Source organism: Shinella sp. G-2 (assembly GCF_050172695.1).
In the GTDB taxonomy this organism is placed as follows: domain Bacteria; phylum Pseudomonadota; class Alphaproteobacteria; order Rhizobiales; family Rhizobiaceae; genus Shinella.
Genome location: NZ_JBBEYH010000005.1, coordinates 56725 through 72379, shown reverse-complemented (window position 1 = coordinate 72379; position 15655 = coordinate 56725). Strand labels below are relative to the sequence as shown.

The 15655-nt window shown below is 67.4% G+C and carries 18 protein-coding genes; 10 read left to right on the top strand and 8 right to left on the bottom strand.

The annotated features are described in order from the left end of the window. Window positions 1-99 precede the first annotated feature (99 nt). Together V8U06_RS11115 and V8U06_RS11110 are read left to right on the top strand one after the other, a co-directional pair. The gene (locus V8U06_RS11115; protein ID WP_226920022.1) at window positions 100-1887 is read left to right on the top strand and encodes a GGDEF domain-containing protein; all 1788 of its coding nucleotides are present in this window, start codon (window positions 100-102) and stop codon (window positions 1885-1887) included. Between the two features lie 89 nt (window positions 1888-1976). Continuing rightward, on the top strand, window positions 1977-2978 hold the full coding sequence (locus V8U06_RS11110) for an NAD(P)H-quinone oxidoreductase (RefSeq protein ID WP_427140678.1): 1002 nt from the start codon (window positions 1977-1979) through the stop codon (window positions 2976-2978). A 15-nt stretch (window positions 2979-2993) separates the two neighbouring features. Here V8U06_RS11110 and V8U06_RS11105 read toward each other — a convergent pair whose 3' ends face one another. The 3 genes from V8U06_RS11105 to V8U06_RS11095 form a co-directional block, all read right to left on the bottom strand. Continuing rightward, entirely contained in the window at window positions 2994-3968 is a 975-nt protein-coding gene (locus V8U06_RS11105; protein WP_427140677.1) for a diguanylate cyclase, read from the bottom strand. 111 nt (window positions 3969-4079) lie between these two features. After that, complete coding sequence (locus tag V8U06_RS11100; protein WP_427140676.1) at window positions 4080-5498, bottom strand: MFS transporter; 1419 nt, start codon at window positions 5496-5498, stop codon at window positions 4080-4082. Window positions 5499-5603: 105 nt separating this feature from the next. Then, window positions 5604-6062: a carboxymuconolactone decarboxylase family protein gene (locus V8U06_RS11095; RefSeq protein ID WP_427140675.1), complete on the bottom strand. Its 459-nt coding sequence runs from the start codon at window positions 6060-6062 to the stop codon at window positions 5604-5606. A gap of 108 nt (window positions 6063-6170) precedes the next feature. Between V8U06_RS11095 and V8U06_RS11090 the strand changes: the two genes are divergently transcribed. Next, window positions 6171-7034 carry a sigma-70 family RNA polymerase sigma factor gene (locus tag V8U06_RS11090; protein WP_427140674.1) on the top strand — a complete coding sequence of 288 codons (864 nt, stop codon included), beginning with the start codon at window positions 6171-6173 and terminating at the stop codon, window positions 7032-7034. 9 nt (window positions 7035-7043) lie between these two features. On the opposite strand, the gene V8U06_RS11085 is transcribed toward V8U06_RS11090, so the two are convergent. Next, on the bottom strand, window positions 7044-7781 hold the full coding sequence (locus tag V8U06_RS11085) for a DUF3750 domain-containing protein (protein WP_427140673.1): 738 nt from the start codon (window positions 7779-7781) through the stop codon (window positions 7044-7046). A gap of 85 nt (window positions 7782-7866) precedes the next feature. Here V8U06_RS11085 and V8U06_RS11080 point away from each other — a divergent pair, with 85 nt between their 5' ends. After that, the gene (locus tag V8U06_RS11080; protein ID WP_427140672.1) at window positions 7867-8874 is read left to right on the top strand and encodes an asparaginase; all 1008 of its coding nucleotides are present in this window, start codon (window positions 7867-7869) and stop codon (window positions 8872-8874) included. On the opposite strand, the gene V8U06_RS11075 is transcribed toward V8U06_RS11080, so the two are convergent. After that, on the bottom strand, window positions 8875-9630 hold the full coding sequence (locus tag V8U06_RS11075; RefSeq protein WP_427140671.1) for a DeoR/GlpR family DNA-binding transcription regulator: 756 nt from the start codon (window positions 9628-9630) through the stop codon (window positions 8875-8877). 98 nt (window positions 9631-9728) lie between these two features. Between V8U06_RS11075 and V8U06_RS11070 the strand changes: the two genes are divergently transcribed. Both V8U06_RS11070 and V8U06_RS11065 read left to right on the top strand, forming a co-directional pair. Beyond that, on the top strand, window positions 9729-10094 hold the full coding sequence (locus V8U06_RS11070; protein WP_427140670.1) for a DUF4406 domain-containing protein: 366 nt from the start codon (window positions 9729-9731) through the stop codon (window positions 10092-10094). Window positions 10095-10189: 95 nt separating this feature from the next. Further along, window positions 10190-10585, top strand: a complete 396-nt coding sequence (locus V8U06_RS11065) for a VOC family protein (RefSeq protein ID WP_427140669.1) — start codon at window positions 10190-10192, stop codon at window positions 10583-10585. 88 nt (window positions 10586-10673) lie between these two features. Here V8U06_RS11065 and V8U06_RS11060 read toward each other — a convergent pair whose 3' ends face one another. Further along, the gene (locus V8U06_RS11060; protein ID WP_427140668.1) at window positions 10674-11021 is read right to left on the bottom strand and encodes an MmcQ/YjbR family DNA-binding protein; all 348 of its coding nucleotides are present in this window, start codon (window positions 11019-11021) and stop codon (window positions 10674-10676) included. 68 nt (window positions 11022-11089) lie between these two features. Beyond that, window positions 11090-11293 carry a hypothetical protein gene (locus V8U06_RS11055; protein ID WP_427140667.1) on the bottom strand — a complete coding sequence of 68 codons (204 nt, stop codon included), beginning with the start codon at window positions 11291-11293 and terminating at the stop codon, window positions 11090-11092. Between the two features lie 103 nt (window positions 11294-11396). Between V8U06_RS11055 and V8U06_RS11050 the strand changes: the two genes are divergently transcribed. After that, window positions 11397-12338, top strand: a complete 942-nt coding sequence (locus V8U06_RS11050) for a LysR substrate-binding domain-containing protein (RefSeq protein ID WP_427140666.1) — start codon at window positions 11397-11399, stop codon at window positions 12336-12338. Here the strand turns inward: V8U06_RS11050 and V8U06_RS11045 are convergent. Further along, entirely contained in the window at window positions 12298-12957 is a 660-nt protein-coding gene (locus tag V8U06_RS11045; protein ID WP_427140665.1) for a glutathione S-transferase family protein, read from the bottom strand. The genes V8U06_RS11050 and V8U06_RS11045 overlap by 41 nt on opposite strands. Before the next feature lie 251 nt (window positions 12958-13208). On the opposite strand from V8U06_RS11045, the gene V8U06_RS11040 reads away from it, so the two are divergent. The 3 genes from V8U06_RS11040 to V8U06_RS11030 all read left to right on the top strand — a co-directional run bounded on the left by V8U06_RS11040 (window position 13209) and on the right by V8U06_RS11030 (window position 15559). After that, window positions 13209-13580 carry a hypothetical protein gene (locus V8U06_RS11040; protein WP_427140664.1) on the top strand — a complete coding sequence of 124 codons (372 nt, stop codon included), beginning with the start codon at window positions 13209-13211 and terminating at the stop codon, window positions 13578-13580. Between the two features lie 72 nt (window positions 13581-13652). After that, window positions 13653-15032, top strand: a complete 1380-nt coding sequence (locus V8U06_RS11035; protein ID WP_427140846.1) for a PepSY-associated TM helix domain-containing protein — start codon at window positions 13653-13655, stop codon at window positions 15030-15032. A 26-nt stretch (window positions 15033-15058) separates the two neighbouring features. Next, window positions 15059-15559 (top strand): copper chaperone PCu(A)C, encoded by a 501-nt coding sequence (locus tag V8U06_RS11030; protein ID WP_427140663.1) that lies wholly within the window; start codon window positions 15059-15061, stop codon window positions 15557-15559. Window positions 15560-15655: the final 96 nt, after the last annotated feature.

The window sequence follows — 15655 nt, the reverse complement described above, 5'->3', positions numbered from 1 at the left end:
TTGTTGAAGTTTCATGAAATTGTCATACCAGGGAAACGCTTTCTTCAGGGATGGCGGCGGAGACTTCGCGGCATTGGAAAACGCCCTGGAGCCCTCTGCATGTCCGCCGCCGAACTGCTAGCCCTTCGACGCTTCGGTGACGGCGAGATCGTCACGCTCGCCAAGCTGGTGATCGAGACGGCGTTCCAGCCCATCGTGGAGGCGGCGACGGGGGCGGTCTTCGGCTACGAGTCGCTGATGCGCGGCTTCGACCGCCTCGGCTTCCGCTCCCCGCTCGATCTCATCGACCGGGCGCATGAGGCGGGCCAGCTTCTGGCGCTCGAGCACATGGTCAACAGCCGCGCCATCGCGGCCTTCGCGGCGCTGCCGGATTTCCGCTCGCGCACGCTCTTCGTCAATCTCGATTCCCGCCTCGTGCCCGAGGGCGCCGACCTCGTCGAGCGCCTCGTCGGGCATCTGACGCGCGCCGGCATTCCGGCCTCCTCCATCTGCTTCGAGATTTCCGAGCGCTTCGACAACGATACGCTGCCGGATTTCGCCGTGCTGGTGCGCAAGCTGCGCCTTGCCGGCTTCAAGCTCGCCATCGACGATTTTGGCGTCGGCCATAACGGCCTGAAATTGCTCTGCGATCATCCGGTCGACTACCTCAAGATCGACCGCCACTTCATCTCCGGCATCGAGGCCGATGCCCGCAAGCGCCATCTGGTGCGCAACACCGTCAACGCCGCCCATGTGCTCGGCATCCGCGTCATCGCCGAGGGGGTGGAGACGGAGGCGGAGTTCGTCGCCTGCCGCGAGGCGGGCTGCGATCTCGTGCAGGGCTGGTTCATCTCCCGCCCGGTCACGGATTTTTCGGCACTGAGCCCTGTCTATGCGCAGGTCGCCCGCGCCGGCGGCACGCGCCGCAATTCCCGCACGCTGGACAGCATCCTCATCCGCCGCGAGATCGAGCAGGTGGCGGTGCTGCGCGAGAACGAAAGCCTGGAATCGGTCTTCGAGTTCTTCCGCCGCGACCCCAAGCGCACCTTCTTCCCGGTGCTCAACGCCAATGACGAGCCGCGCGGCATCCTGCACGAATACCATGTGAAGGAACTGAGCTATCATCCCTTCGGCCGCGATCTCCTGAAGAACAAGCTCTACCAGAAGAGCCTGTCGCATTTCGTCACGACGGCCCCTATCGCCGATCTCGATACGCCCGCCGAACAGTTGCTCGACGTCTTCACCGGCATGGGCGGCAACGAATGCGTGATCCTGACGGAGAACCTGCGTTATGCCGGCATTCTCTCGGCCTCCTCGCTCCTGAAGATCATCAACGAGAAGCGGCTGAAGACGGCGGAGGACCAGAACCCGCTGACCGGCCTTCCGGGCAACCGCTCGGTGCGCGACTACCTGCAGGACAAGGCGCTCGATGGCGATCAGCTTCGCTGCCTGTGCTACTTCGACTTCGACAATTTCAAGCCGTTCAACGACCGTTACGGCTTCCACAAGGGCGACCTTGCCCTGTCGCTCTTCGCCTCGCTCCTGCGGCGCGAATTCGTCGGCGAGGATGTCTTCGTCGGCCATGTCGGCGGCGACGATTTCTTTGCCGGCATTTGCGGCCGCCCCGCGCCTGACGTACGGGAGATGCTGGAACGGCTGCTCGCCGATTTCGCCCGCGAGGTGCGCACGCTCTATTCGCCGGAGGATCGGCTGGCCGGGGAAATCCGCGGCCGCGACCGCGCCGGCCACGAGACGCGCTTTCCCCTGATGCGCTGCTCCGCTGTCGTGCTCACGCTGCCAGAGGGCGAGGTCATCGGGGAGGCGGGGCAGATCAGCAGCCGCATCGCCGCGCTCAAGGCCGACGCCAAGGCGAGCGACGGCGGGCTGGTCTTTTCGGGCGGCGAGTGAGGTTCTGCCCGGAAGCGATTCAAATGAATCGCATTTTCCGCTAGAATCGGCGCAACAGGGCTGAAGAAACGCTGCCGGGAGGCCAAGCCATGACCGTTCCATCCACCATGTCCTATGTCGGGCTCACCGAACACGGCGGCCCGGACAATCTCGTGGTGATGGAGGGGCACACGCCGCAGCCGCGCGGCGGCGAGATTCTGGTCCGCGTCGAGGCGGCCGGCATCAACCGGCCGGATGTGCTCCAGCGCAAGGGCGACTATCCGCCGCCGCCCGATGCCAGCCCCATTCTCGGCCTGGAGATCGCCGGCGAGGTGGTGGCGCTGGGTGAGGGCGTCACGGACCACCAGATCGGCGATCGGGTCTGCGCACTGGCCAATGGTGGCGGCTATGCGCAATATTGCGCGGTGCCGGCGACGCAGGCCCTGCCTTTCCCCAGGGATTACGATGCGGTGAAGGCGGCGGCGCTGCCCGAGACGTTCTTCACCGTCTGGGCGAACCTTTTCATGATGGCGGGCCTGAAGCCCGGTGAAAGCGTGCTGATCCATGGCGGCTCCAGCGGCATCGGCACCACGGCCATCCAGCTTGCCGCCGCGCTCGGCTCGCGTGTTTTCGCGACGGCGGGCACGGCGGACAAGTGCGAGGCCTGCCTTTCCCTCGGCGCCAGCCGCGCCATCAACTATCGCAGCGAGGATTTCTGCGCCGTCATCGCCGAGGAGACCGGCAAGGCCGGCGTCGACGTCATTCTCGACATGATCGGCGCGGCCTATTTCGAGCGGAACCTGAAGTCGCTCGCCCGCGACGGCCGCCTGTCGATCATCGCCTTCCTCGGCGGCACCTTCGCCGAAAAGGTCAGCCTCGCGCCCATCATGCTCAAACGCCTGCACATCACCGGCTCGGCCATGCGTCCGCGCACGGCGGCGGAAAAGCAGGCGATCCGCGATGAGCTGCTGCAGACGGTCTGGCCGCTTCTGGAGGAGGGGCGCATCGCCCCAGTCCTGCATGCCGTCCTGCCGTTTGCCGAGGCCGCCGCCGGCCACCGCATGATGGAGCACGGCGACCATATCGGGAAGATCGTCCTGACCTTCGACTGACGGGGCGGGCAGGGCTCAGTCGGCGCGTTCGATGCGGTCGCGCCCGCGATGCTTGGCGCGGTAGAGCGCCCGGTCGGCGCGCTCGAAGAAATCGGCCGCCGGCGTGCCGCAGAATTGCGCAACGCCCGCCGACATGGTGTAGGCGCAGCCGAGACCGACACGGTTTTCCGCGCGGGCGATGTGGCTGCGCAGCCGTTCGGCGGTCGCCACCGCCTCCGGCATGCCGGCGCCCGGCATCAGCATCATGAACTCCTCGCCGCCGATACGGGCGAAGATGTCGCCGCCGCGCAACTGCTGGCGGCCGGCGGCCGCGAAATGGCGCAGCACCGCGTCGCCGCGGGCATGGCCGTAGCGGTCGTTGATCGTCTTGAAATGATCGAGGTCGATCAGGACCAGCGAGAGCGCGGCGCCCTCGCGGAAGGCGGCCTGCATTTCCGCATCCAGCCGCTCCATCGCGGCGCGGCGGTTGACGAGGCCGGTGAGTGGGTCGGTATCGGCGGCAAGCTGCGCGGCGTCGCGCGCCTGTTGCAGCACCCGCTCGTTGGATTTCAGCATGCTGATGTCGGTGAAGACGTGCCACAGCCAGCCGCCGGGCAGCAGCGTCTCGTTGACGAGGAACCAGCGGTCGTCGCTGACGTCGATCTCGAAGGTGCGCTGCGGGCGGCTGCGCCGCCTTTCGCCGGCCATTGCCAGGAAGGCTTCGATCTCCATGGTCACGCGCGGACCGATGCCGGTGGCATGGCAGTTGCGCATGATGTCGGCGAAGGTCCTGGCGCCCGGCTGCACGTCGAAGAGCGTGCGAAAGGCGGTCGAGCCATAGGAAAGCACGTCGTCGGGCGAGAACAGCGCGAAGGCGACACCGGAGGCGTCGAGCCCCGAAAGGATGAGATCGGTGGCGGCGCGGTCGCGGATCAGCGCGAGCGGCAGGATCGCATCGACATGCGCAACGCCGCTCTCCTGCGGCCAGCCTTGCCCGTCGTTGCGTCGCACCCGCCATTTCCTCCCGGGACAGAATCACCGCGTGCTGCGGATGATGGGGGTCCTTTGTGGCAGAAGGGGGCAGGCCCGCAATCGCGACCGGCGGACGGCGTTAACAAATCCTCAATCGCGCGGCAGGCGCAGGGCAAGCAGCACGCCGAGTGCGGCGGGCAGGGCCAGCAGGAGGTAGAGCCAGCGCGCCGCGCTGACGGCGCCCGGGATGCCGCCCGGCTCCACCAGCCCCGCAGAATTGACGATGATGCCGGCAAGCGCCGCGCCAAAGGCGGCGCCCAGCGACTGCATGGTGGTGATGGCGGCCGAGGCCTTGTCGGTTTCCCCCGCCGGCGCAAGGCGCATGACATGGGTGACGAGATGCGCCCAGCCCATGCCGATGCCGAAGCCCATCAGGAAGATGAAGAGCGTGGAAAGCGCCAGGAGGCCAAGGCCGCTGTCCGGATTGTGCCGGGCGAGCGTGAAGACGAGCAGAACGGTCGCCGCCGTTTCCACCACCGCGCCGATGACGACGACGCGATTGGCGCTGCGGCCCTGGAAGCGCACCGTCACGAAGGCGGCAATGGTCCAGCCGAGCGCCAGCAGCGCCACGAGATAGCCGGAGACCAGCGGCGTCACCCCATGCAGCACCTGCAGGAAATAGGGAATGTAGACATCCGAGCAGATCGTCACCAGCAGGAGCAGCATGACGAGATAGACGCCGGCGAGCGGTGAGGAGAGGCGGATCGTGCCGGCGGGCAGCAGGCGGGCCTCGGCGCTGCGCTCGATGGCGACGGCCGTGACGACGGCGACGACCGCCGCGCCGGCGAGAAGGCCGCGCAGGATCGGCGTCTCGGCGGAACTGGCGAAGGACAGCATGACGACCGCCGCCACGAGAAGCAGGATCTGCAGGAAGGGCGTCTTCGTCGTCACGCGTTCGCCGTCCCCGGAGGGCAGCAGCCGGGGCGCGCAGACGGCCATGAGCACCGAGATCGGAACGAGCAGGGCGAAGGCCTCGCGCCAGGCGCTGCCGGCCGCGAAGATGCCGCCGATGGTCGGCCCGAGGAAGGTGGCGATGCCCCAGGCGGCGGCATAGAGCGTGGAGGCCGTGCTCCACAGCGCCTCGGGATAGACGAAGCGGATGAAGGCATAGCCGAGCGCGACGAGGAAACCCGCGCCGAGCCCCTGGATCGCCCGGCCGATCAGCACCGTCTCCATGCTGGGCGCGATGGCGCAGACGAGGCTGCCGACGCCGAACAGCGCCGCACCGAAAACGTAGCAGCGGTTGAGGGTGACGCCTGGCGGCCGCACGGCGATGAAGGTGGAGCCGAGCACCGAGGCGGCGACATAGATGGTCGTCGCCCAGGCGAAGAGCGGCAGGCCGCCGATGTCGCGCACGATGGAGGGCATCAGCGTCGCCGTGATGTAGGTCTCCACCGCATGCAGCATGATGCCGCCGCCGAGCATCAGCGTGCCGAACAGATAGGCGCGGGACAGGAGGCTGGAAAGCCGCGGTGCGGCTTCCTTCGCGGTGGCGGCGCTCTCGGACATGGATTTCGGCCCTGGTATGCTGAAGAAGGTGGAAGAGACGTCGCACGGCCCAAACCGGAGTTCAAGCCGTGACTTTTCGATCGAGCGGCGCCGGATGGGGCGGCTTTACGGGGTCCATTCGCCGGCGATCTGCCGGGTCGCGACGTTGAAGCGGTTCCACACGTTGATCGCGGCGATCTCCACGACGAGGGCGGCCAGCGTCTTTTCGTCATAGTGCCTGGCGGCCTCGTTCCAGATGGCATCCGGCACCGGCTCCTCGCGGTCGGCGATGCGCGTCAGCGCTTCGGTCAGCGCCAGCGCCGCGCGCTCGGCATCCGTATAGAACGGCGCCTCGCGCCAGGCGGCGACGGACAGGATGCGCCGGTCCGTCTCGCCGGCCTTCTTCATCATGCGCGGGTGCAGATCGACGCAGAAGCCGCAGCCGTTGATCTGGCTGGCGCGAAGCTGCACGAGATGGGCAGTCTTTTCCGGCAGGCCGGTCTTCTGCGCAGCGCCCTGGAGGGCGCCCATGGCGGCCATGACATCGGGGAGAACGGCAACGATGTTGTTCATACGGGATTGCATTTCGGTGCTCCTTGCACTGTTTTTCGCTTCGACGGTTGCGAGCCCTGTCACACCGGTGCGGCTTCGTTCGTCATGGCCATGACGCCGCTGGACGAAGGAGTGTGACCGATGAGCGAAAAAAAGTTTTGGACCGAGCGTTTCGAGGCCGAGCGGGGCCGCCTGAGCGCGGTCGCCTACCGCATGCTGGGCTCGCGCGCGGAGGCGGAGGATGCGGTGCAGGAGGCCTGGCTGCGGCTGGAGCGGGCGGGCGAGGGTATCGACAATCCGGCCGGCTGGCTGACCACCGTCGTCGGCCGCATCTGCCTCGACATGCTGCGCGCCCGCACGCGCCGCGGCGAGGAGCCGATCGAGGGGGATGCCGGCGAAACGCAGCATGCCGACCCGGGCGCGCTGGCGGACGAGCAGGCGGCGCTGGCCGATTCCGTCGGGCTTGCGCTTCTCGTGGTGCTGGAGCGCCTTGCGCCGGCCGAACGTCTCGCCTTCGTGCTGCATGACATGTTCGACGTGCCCTTCGAGGAGATCGGCCGCATCGTCGACCGCTCCCCCGTCGCCGCCCGCCAGCTCGCCAGCCGCGCCCGCCGCCGCGTGCAGGGTCTGCCGGAAACGCCGTCGGCCGACTACGAGCGTCGCAAGGGCGTCGTCGCCGCCTTTCTCGCGGCCTCGCGCGACGGCGATTTCTCCGGCCTGCTCGCCGTGCTCGATCCCGATGTCGTCTTCCATGCGGATGCCGACGCGGTGCGGCTCGGTTCGCTTGCCGAGATCCACGGGGCCGAGGCCGTGGCGACGACCTTCAAGGGCAAGGCGACCGCCGCAAGGCTGGCGCGCATCGACGGGGCGCTCGGGCTTGCCGTCATTCTCGGCGGCGAACTGCGGGTCGTCGTCGTCATGGATGTGGAGGACGACCGGATCGTCGGGATCGAATCGATCGCCGACCCGGCCCGCATCGCCGCCATGACGGTGGATTATCTCTGACGGGCAGCCTCAGATGCCGATCCGCCCGATGGCGGGTATCTTGATCGCCGGTCGCTGGAAGTCGACGCCGGCGACGAGGCCCATGATGTGCAGTTCCAGCCCGGAGCGCAGCCCGGCGGAAACGCCGAGCAGGCCGTAGAGCGTGGCATGCACGTCCTTGCCGTCGGGGTCCAGGGCGAAGAGCCTGCCGTCCGGCAGGTAGTCGCGGCCCACCGCGTCGGGCGGCAGCACGACGCCGAGTTCCGGCACGGAGCGCAGCACATGGGCGACGAAGGTGTTGGAGTTCGGCCCCGGCCAGATGCGGTAGGCGCCGGGCGTGGCATAGGGATAGGCGGCGATGGCCTTCTCGATCTTCGGGATCAGCCGGGCCGCCTGCTCGCCGCTGACGCTCACCACCACGCGCGGCGTGTTGGAATACCAGTAGGCGTCGGGCGCATAGGCGTTGCGGCGCACCGGCTTGCCCCAGCCCACCTTGTCGTAGCGGTTATAGGCGAGCGCGTTCGCCTCCTTGGTGACGATCCAGGCGTGGCTCGCCACCGCGCCCTTCATGCCGCCGGTCGCGGCGGAGAAGATGTGGATCGTCGCCTGCGGCATGTCCTTCGGCTTCGGCAGGATGCCGGCGGAAGACCAGTCGGCCTCCCGCCAGTTTGCCGGGCGGTCCTTGATGTACCAGTAGCCCGCCGAGGCGAGCGCCGGCATGAGATAGAGCACGAGGAAGAGGACAAGGACGTTCCGCAGCAATTTCATGCGGGGGGCTCTCCGAAACCGAGTGGGCAGGCGCGCGAATTCCGGATAATACCGCAGCGGAACGCGGAAATTTGAGGGCATGATCATGGCAAACCCCGTCCTTGTCGAAGTCACCCGTGGCAATCTCGTGGAAAGCCGCCATCGCGGCATGGTCGTCGCGGTCGATGGCGACGGCACGGTGGTGTTTTCGCAAGGAGATATCGAGGCGAGCGTCTTCCCGCGCTCTGCCTGCAAGGCCATGCAGGGCCTGCCGCTGGTCGAAGGCGGCGCGGCCGATGCCTATGGCTTCGGCGCGAAGGAACTGGCGCTCGCCTGTTCCTCCCATAGCGGCGAGCCGGAGCATGTCCGCCTTGCCGGAGACATGCTGGCCGCCGCCGGTGTCGACGAGAGCGTGCTGGAATGCGGCGCCCACTGGTCCTTCGACCAGCCCGTGCTGATCCGCCAGGCGCGCAGTCTCGACCAGCCCGGCGCGCTGCACAACAATTGCTCGGGCAAACATGCCGGCTTCGTCTGCACCGCCTGCCACGCCGGCACGGGCCTCAAGGGCTATGTGCGCTACGAACATCCCGTGCAGGCCGAAATCCGCGGCGTCATGGAAAGCCTGACGGGGGCGGCGCTGGCGGTGGACAATTGCGGCGTCGACGGCTGCTCCATCCCGACCTATGCGATGCCGCTGAAGAGCCTTGCCCACGGTTTTGCGAAGATGGCGACGGGCACCGGCCTTGCGCCCGAACGCGCGAAAGCCGCGCGCCGCCTGATCGATGCCTGCATGGCCGAGCCCTTCTTCGTCGCCGGCACCAAGCGCGCCTGCACGCGCCTGATGAAGACCGCGCCCGGCCGCATCTTCGCCAAGACCGGCGCCGAGGGCGTCTTCTGCGCCGCCATTCCGGAAAAAGGCATCGCCATCGCGCTGAAATGCGAGGACGGCACCACCCGCGCCGCCGAAAGCATGGTGGCCGCGACGCTCGCCCGCTTCTTCGCCGACGAGCCGGACCTTCACGCCGCGCTGCTCGCCCAGGCCAACCGCTCCATGTCCAACTGGAACGGCATCCATGTCGGCGATGTCAGGGTGACGGACGTGCTGACGGCCTGATCACGCCTCGACGATGTCGATGCCGAGCTCCCGATAGGGCGCGAGCGTCTCCGTCGGCAGCCCCTTCGGCACGATGAGGCCGGCGGCGGCGGCCAGCGGCAGGATTTTCCAGGGGGAGGCGCGGCCGAGCTTTTCGGCGGTCAGCAGCACCCAGGTCACGGCGGCATTGCCGGCGATGGCGCGCTTCGTGGCGGCCTCTTCCATGTCGCCGGTCGAAAGGCCGTGCGTCGGATGGGCGGCCGTCACGCCCATGAAATAGAGATCGGCCTTGAGACCGGCGATGGCGTCCAGCGCCATCGCGCCGCCCGTCACCATGGAATGCTTGTAGAGCCGGCCGCCGACCAGCACGACCTCGGCGGTGGGGTGGCGCTCGAGTTCGCAGGCGATCGTCGGGCTGTGCGTGACGACGGTGAAGGCAAAGCCGCGCGGCAGGGCGCGGGCAAGCGCCGCCGTCGTCGTGCCGCCGTCGAGGAAGACCACCTGTCCCGGCTCGATCATCGCCGCCGCGCGGGCGCCGAGCGCCGCCTTCTCGTCGGTCGCCAGCGTCTGGCGCGCGGCAAAGTCCGGCAGCGGCGGCGACAATGGCAGCGCGCCGCCATGCACCCGCTTCAACAGCCCCTCCGCCGCCATTTCCCGCAGATCCCGCCGGATCGTGTCCTCCGACAGGTCCAGTTCACCCGCCAGCGTCTTGGCGACGATTTCGCCGTCGCGAGTGAGGCGCTGGGTGATGAGGGCTTTTCTCTGGCTGGTCAGCATGAACGGGCTCCGTCTTGACTCTGCACGAAACTACACGAATAATCGTGAAATATCCAGAATAATCCGGATATTTCGTGCAACTGTATGGAGTAAAAGACATGTTGATCCTGATTGCCGGCCCCTATCGCTCGGGCACCGGGGACGACCCCGTGAAAATGGCGGAGAACCTGAAGCGGCTGGAGGCGCCGTCCTATGCGCTGTTCAAGGCCGGCCACGTGCCGATGATCGGCGAATGGGTGGCGCTGCCCGTCTGGCATGCGGCGGGCGGAAAGACGATCGGCGACGCGCTGCACGAGGAGATCTTCTATCCGGTCGCCCATCGCCTTCTGGCGCTCTGCGAGGGCGTGCTGCGGCTGCCGGGCGATTCCAGCGGCGCGGACAACGACGTGCGCATCGCCCGCGAGCGGGGCATTCCGGTCTGGCACCGGCTGGAGGATGTGCCGGGCTGCGTGGCGGCCGCATGATTTTTTCGTCGGCGATGTCGGGACGGGACGTTCTGTCGCGTCCTTGTGGCATGATCGGGAAAACCCGCATCGCCAACGAGAACCAGGAGACTTCCATGCGCATGATCTTCGTCAACCTTCCCGTCAAGGACCTGCCGGCCACCCGCCGCTTCTTCGGCGCGCTCGGCTTCACCTTCAACGAGCAGTTCAGCGACGACACCGCCGCCTGCATGGTGGTGGACGAGAACATCTTCGTCATGCACCTGACGGAGGAGAAGTTCGCGCAGTTCGTCACCGGCAAGGTCGGCGATCCCGAACAGCAGACGCAGGCGCTCACCTGCTTCTCCGCCACGAGCCGCCAGGAGGTCGACGACATGAAGGCCAAGGCGCTGGCCGCGGGCGGGCGCGAATGGAAGCCGAACATGGAGTTCGGCCCCATGTATGGCTGCTCCTTCCAGGATATCAGCGGCAATGTCTGGGAATTCATGCATATGGACCAGTCGGGCGGCTGATCGCCTTTCCGCATCTTCGCTTCTCCCCGGTCGCGGGGAGAAGCCATCAGGAGGGTCACCAAGGGACCCCGGAGGTCACGCCTCGCCGTCAATCGCGCCGCTTGCGCAGTTTCGCCGGCGCGCGGGCCTGCCATGCCTCGGCAAGGCGGTGCTGCAATTCGTCGTCGCCGATGGCGTCTGCGCGCACCAGCAGCGCCGGCCAGCCCCTGTAGTGATCGGTCTCGTAGTAGATCTCCGGCGCCATCTCGATCAGGCGCTCCTTCTCGTCCAGCGCCGCCGTCAGCACCAGCGTCCCGGCATCCTTGATGCGCACCAGCAGTTTTCCCGCTACCTTCAGGGCCGGCGTGCCGTAGGACGTGCCGGTCTCCACGCCCGCAAGGTCGCCGGCAAGGCGCTGCAGGCGCAGGAGCAGTGCGTCGATATCGTCGTCAGCCATGAAGGAGCCTCCTCCCCGACGAGCTTACATCGGGAAGGCGGGCATCGGGAAGGCGGGCATTGGGAGGATCAGGCCGGGCGGCAGCCGTCGGGGGCGGCATCGGCGCAAAGAGCGGGGCTGCGGAACAGGCCGAAGGGCAGGTCGCCGAGCGCGCGGGCATCCATCGCCTCGATATCGGGATGGGACAGCGGATCGCGCATCCAGACGGGTGCGTCCCCGGCCTCCGCTTCGGCCTGCAAAAGAGTGGCCAGCCTGGAGAAAATCTTGAACATTGCCTTCTCCTTCCGCTTCGTTACGATTGACGATGCCTGATAATCGCGCCGAACCGCCCTTTCCGCAATCGAGTAGTTCAGGCGACGGCTATAGGAAATCTATATGAAGAACCTCAATCGGGTGCATCTGAACGGGCTCCGCGCGCTGGAGGCGGTGGGGCGGCTCGGTTCCCTGCAGGCGGCCGCCGAGGAGCTTGGCGTCACCGTCGGCGCGGTCAGCCAGCAGGTCATCAAGGCGGAGGAGCAGCTTGGCCGGACGATCTTCGAGCGCACCGCGCGGGGCCTGCGCGAGACGGGGTCGAGCGCGCCGTTCCTCGCCCGCCTTTCCGCCGGCTTCCGCCAGCTTTCCGAGGCCGTCGCCACCACGCAGCGCCGCGACGATGCGATCCTGACGATCTCCGTCGCGCCGATCTTCGCCTCGCGCTGGCTCATCCACCGCATCGACCGCTTCAGCGCCGCGCACCCCGATATCGGCCTGCGCATCGAGGCGACGACGACGCTGGTGGATCTGGCGCGGTCCGATGTCGATCTCGGCATCCGCGTCGGCCCCGGCGGCTGGGCGGATGTGGCGGCGGAGTATCTGATCCCGCAGGTCATGTTCCCGGTCTGCGCGCCGGCGCTGGCGGAAAAGATCCGGACGCCGCAGGACCTTGCCGACCAGCCCGCGGTCGTCGACGGCAACGATGCCTTCACCTGGGAGCACTGGCTGAAGGCGGCGGGCCTCGACGTGCCGGCGCCCAGGGCCCGGCACGTCTTTTCCGATGCCTCGCTCTGCCTCGATGCGGCGCTGGCGGGGCAGGGCGTGCTGCTTGCCTGGCCGGTGCTCGCCTCCTGGGCGCTGAAGGAGGGCCGGCTGGTCGCGCCGGTGCCCATCCGGGTGGAAACCGGCATGGGCTATTATTTCGTCACGGCCCCGGACACGCCGGAGCCGCGCAAGGTCGCGCTCTTCAAGCAATGGCTGCGGGCGGCCATCGCCGAGGACATGGACAGCTTTGCCGGCGCCGTTATTCCGGCTCGCCCGAGCGCGCTTCCATCATCGCCTTGAAGGCGGGGCGCGCCTGGCAGCGTTCCAGCCAGGCCTTGACGTTGGGCGCCGCGTCGAACAGCGCCGTCTGGCTCATGGCATAGCGGAAGACCTCGGCAAGGTTGAGGTCGGCGACGGTGAAGCGGTCGCCGACGACATGGCCGGTGGCGGCCAGATGCGCGTCGAACCGTTCGAAGCACTTCTTCAGCGCCTTGTTGGCGGCGCGGATGGTCATGCGCCCCTGTTCGCTCGCGAGGACGGCCGGGTCGCGCAGCATGATGATCTTGACGGAATGCGGCTCCACCTCGGTCGCCGCCCACATCGTCCATTGCAGCATCTCGGCCTCTTCCGTGATGGTCTGGCCGGAGAGGGGGCCGCCATGCTTGCGGGCGAGATAGAGGTTGATCGCCAGCGATTCGGTCATCACGAAGCCGCCGTCGTCGATGCAGGGGATGAGGCCCGTCGGGTTGACGGCGAGAAACTCCGGCGACTGCGTGTTGAGCGGCGCATCCGCCGCCTGCGCATCCTCCAGCCTGTAGGCCTGGATGACCGGCACGCAGGCGAAGGGCAGGCCGAGTTCGCCGGCCAGCCAGTAGTTGCGGGAAGCGCGGGAGCGGTAGACGCCGTAGATGGTGAGCATGGATCCTCCTGCCCGTCTTGCCCGGGCTTGATGCAGAACAAACAGCCGCGCCCCCATCGCTGCTATCGAAGGCGAAAGGATGCGGAGCGCCGGCACCATAGGCGGCGGCCGGGTCCGGTGGTAGGGGATGCGCCCGATCGATCCATCAATTGTGCTGATGGAGCCCGTTTTGCCGCATTGACCTGACGCCGGCATGGTCCTACGGGTGATTGTCCGCAAAAGGCGGATGGGGACGAACGATGACACGAGGCATGACACGCTGGGCCGCTTGCCTGCGCATTCTCTGCGCGGTCGCCCTGCTGTTCGTCGGTTTCGCCCACCGCCCCGCTGTCGCCAACCAGCCGGATGCCTTCGAGCTTGCCCAATATGTGCTGCCCGACGGCACGATCGCGGACCTCTGCCTCAACGACATGGTCGACGGCAAGGCCAAGCACGTCGCGCCCGTCAAGTGCGAGGCCTGCCGCATCGCCGGCGCCATGCTGCTGCCCGCGCCGGCCGATCTCGACGGCGCTGTTCTCGCCTTCCGCCACGTCTCTCCCCTGCCGCTCGTCGAGGAGGCGCTCGCCTCCCGGCGCGACCGCCCCGCCGCGCCGCCGCGCGCGCCCCCCTTCCTGTCCGCCTGATCTTTCGCCCGCGCGCCGTTTTCCGGCGTGCGCCTCGATTTCAGACCGACAGGACCCTTTCCCATGTCCGTGATTTCAGACGCGCCGGCCGCCGCCGCCGCCGAACCGTCCGCGCTGGCCCAGCGCCTCTACCGCGCCATCTGGCGCTGGCATTTCTTCGCCGGCCTGCTGGCCGTGCCCTTCATGATCAGTCTCGCCATCACCGGCGGGCTCTACCTCTTCAACGACGAAATCGACGCCAGCCTCTTCCGCTATCGCAATTACGTGACGGTGGGCGACCAGGCCCTGCCGCCCTCCGCCCTGGTGGAAAGGGCCGTCGCGGCGGTGCCGGGCTCGGCGCTCGCCTCCTACCGCACGCCGGCCGGGGCGGACCGCTCCGCCCGCGTGACGGTGTCCACCGAGGCCGGCAATGTGCTGGTCTTCGTCGATCCCTATGACGGCGCCGTGCTCGACACGGTCGGCGCGAAGGAAGAGTTCAACCAGGTGGTCGAGGACCTGCACAGCCTCGACTATTTCGGCACGTCCTGGGAGCGCATCATCGAGATCGTCGCGGGCTTTGCCATCGTGCTGGTGCTGACGGGCCTCTATCTGTGGTGGCCGCGCAACCAGACCGGCGGCGTCCTGACGGTGCGCGGCACGCCGGCAAGGCGCGTCTTCTGGCGTGACCTGCATGCCGTGACAGGCCTGTTCGCCAGCGTCGTCATCCTGTTCCTGGCCTTCAGCGGCCTGCTGTGGAGCGGCTTCTGGGGCGCCAAACTCAATGCGACGCTGACGGCGAACGGCATGGGCTATCCCGCCCAGCTCTGGGACAGGGTGCCGCATTCCATGCTGATCACCACCGATGTCGTCGCCAAGCCCTCCTGGCTGATGGAGAATGCGCCGGTGCCGCAATCGACCCTTCCGGTCGATGGCCAAAAGGCCCTTCCGCCGATCGGCCTCGACAATGCGGTGACGATCGCCGATGCCGCCGGCATGCTGCCCGGCTACGAGGTCTCGCCGCCCGCGGGCGAAACGGGTGTCTACACCGCCGCGATCTATCCGGCCGACCTCCAGCACGAGCGCACAATCCATATCGACCAGTATTCCGGCGAACGCCTCGTCGATATCGCCTATGGCGATTATCCGGCGACCGGCAAGGCCATCGAGTGGAGCGTCAATATTCACAAGGGGCAGGAATGGGGTCTGTTCAACCAGCTGCTCATGCTCTCCACCTGCCTCCTCGTCATCGCCATGAGCGTGTCGGGCGTCGTCATGTGGTGGAAGCGCCGGCCGAAGGGCCGCATCGGCGTGCCGCCGGCCCCCCGCGAAACGCGCCTCTATCTCGGCCTCTGGGGCATCGCCGTCGTCTTCGGTGCGCTTTTCCCGCTGACGGGCCTCACCATCCTCGCCATGATCGCCTTCGATCAGGTCGTCATCCGCTTCGTGCCGCCGCTGCGGCGCGTCTTCTCCTGAACAGACCGCAAGAAAGGGAAACTCCCATGAAACGCATGCTCGCAACCATCGCCGTTCTGGCGCTCTCGGCCTCGGCCGCCTTCGCCCATGATTTCACGCTCGGCGCGCTCGAAATTCACCACCCGGCCTCCAAGGCGACGCTGCCCGGCCAGCCCGTCGGCGGCGGCTTCATGACCATCACCAACAAGAGCACGGAGGCGGACCGCCTCGTCTCCATCGCCGCGCCGGACGTGTCCGACGACGTGCAGATCCATGAAATGGCCATGGAAAACGACGTGATGAAGATGCGCCAGCTGCCGGATGGCGTCGAAATCCCGGCCGGCGCCAAGGTCGAGCTGAAGTCCGGCGGCCTGCACGTCATGTTCATGAAGATCAAGCATCCCCTGAAGGAAGGCGAGACGTTCAAGGCGACGCTGACCTTCGAGAAGGCCGGCAAGATCGACGTCGATTTCAAGATCGGATCCGCCAAGCCCGGCGCGAAGCCCGCCGAAGGCGCCTCCGGCGACCATCAGGGCCATGGTGGCTGAGACAGCAATGACAAGAGGCGAGAGCAATTCCGGTTCACCGGAATTGCTCTAAATTCTTTTGTTTCGGTTGTCTTTTCGGGAAAACCGGTTCCCGCT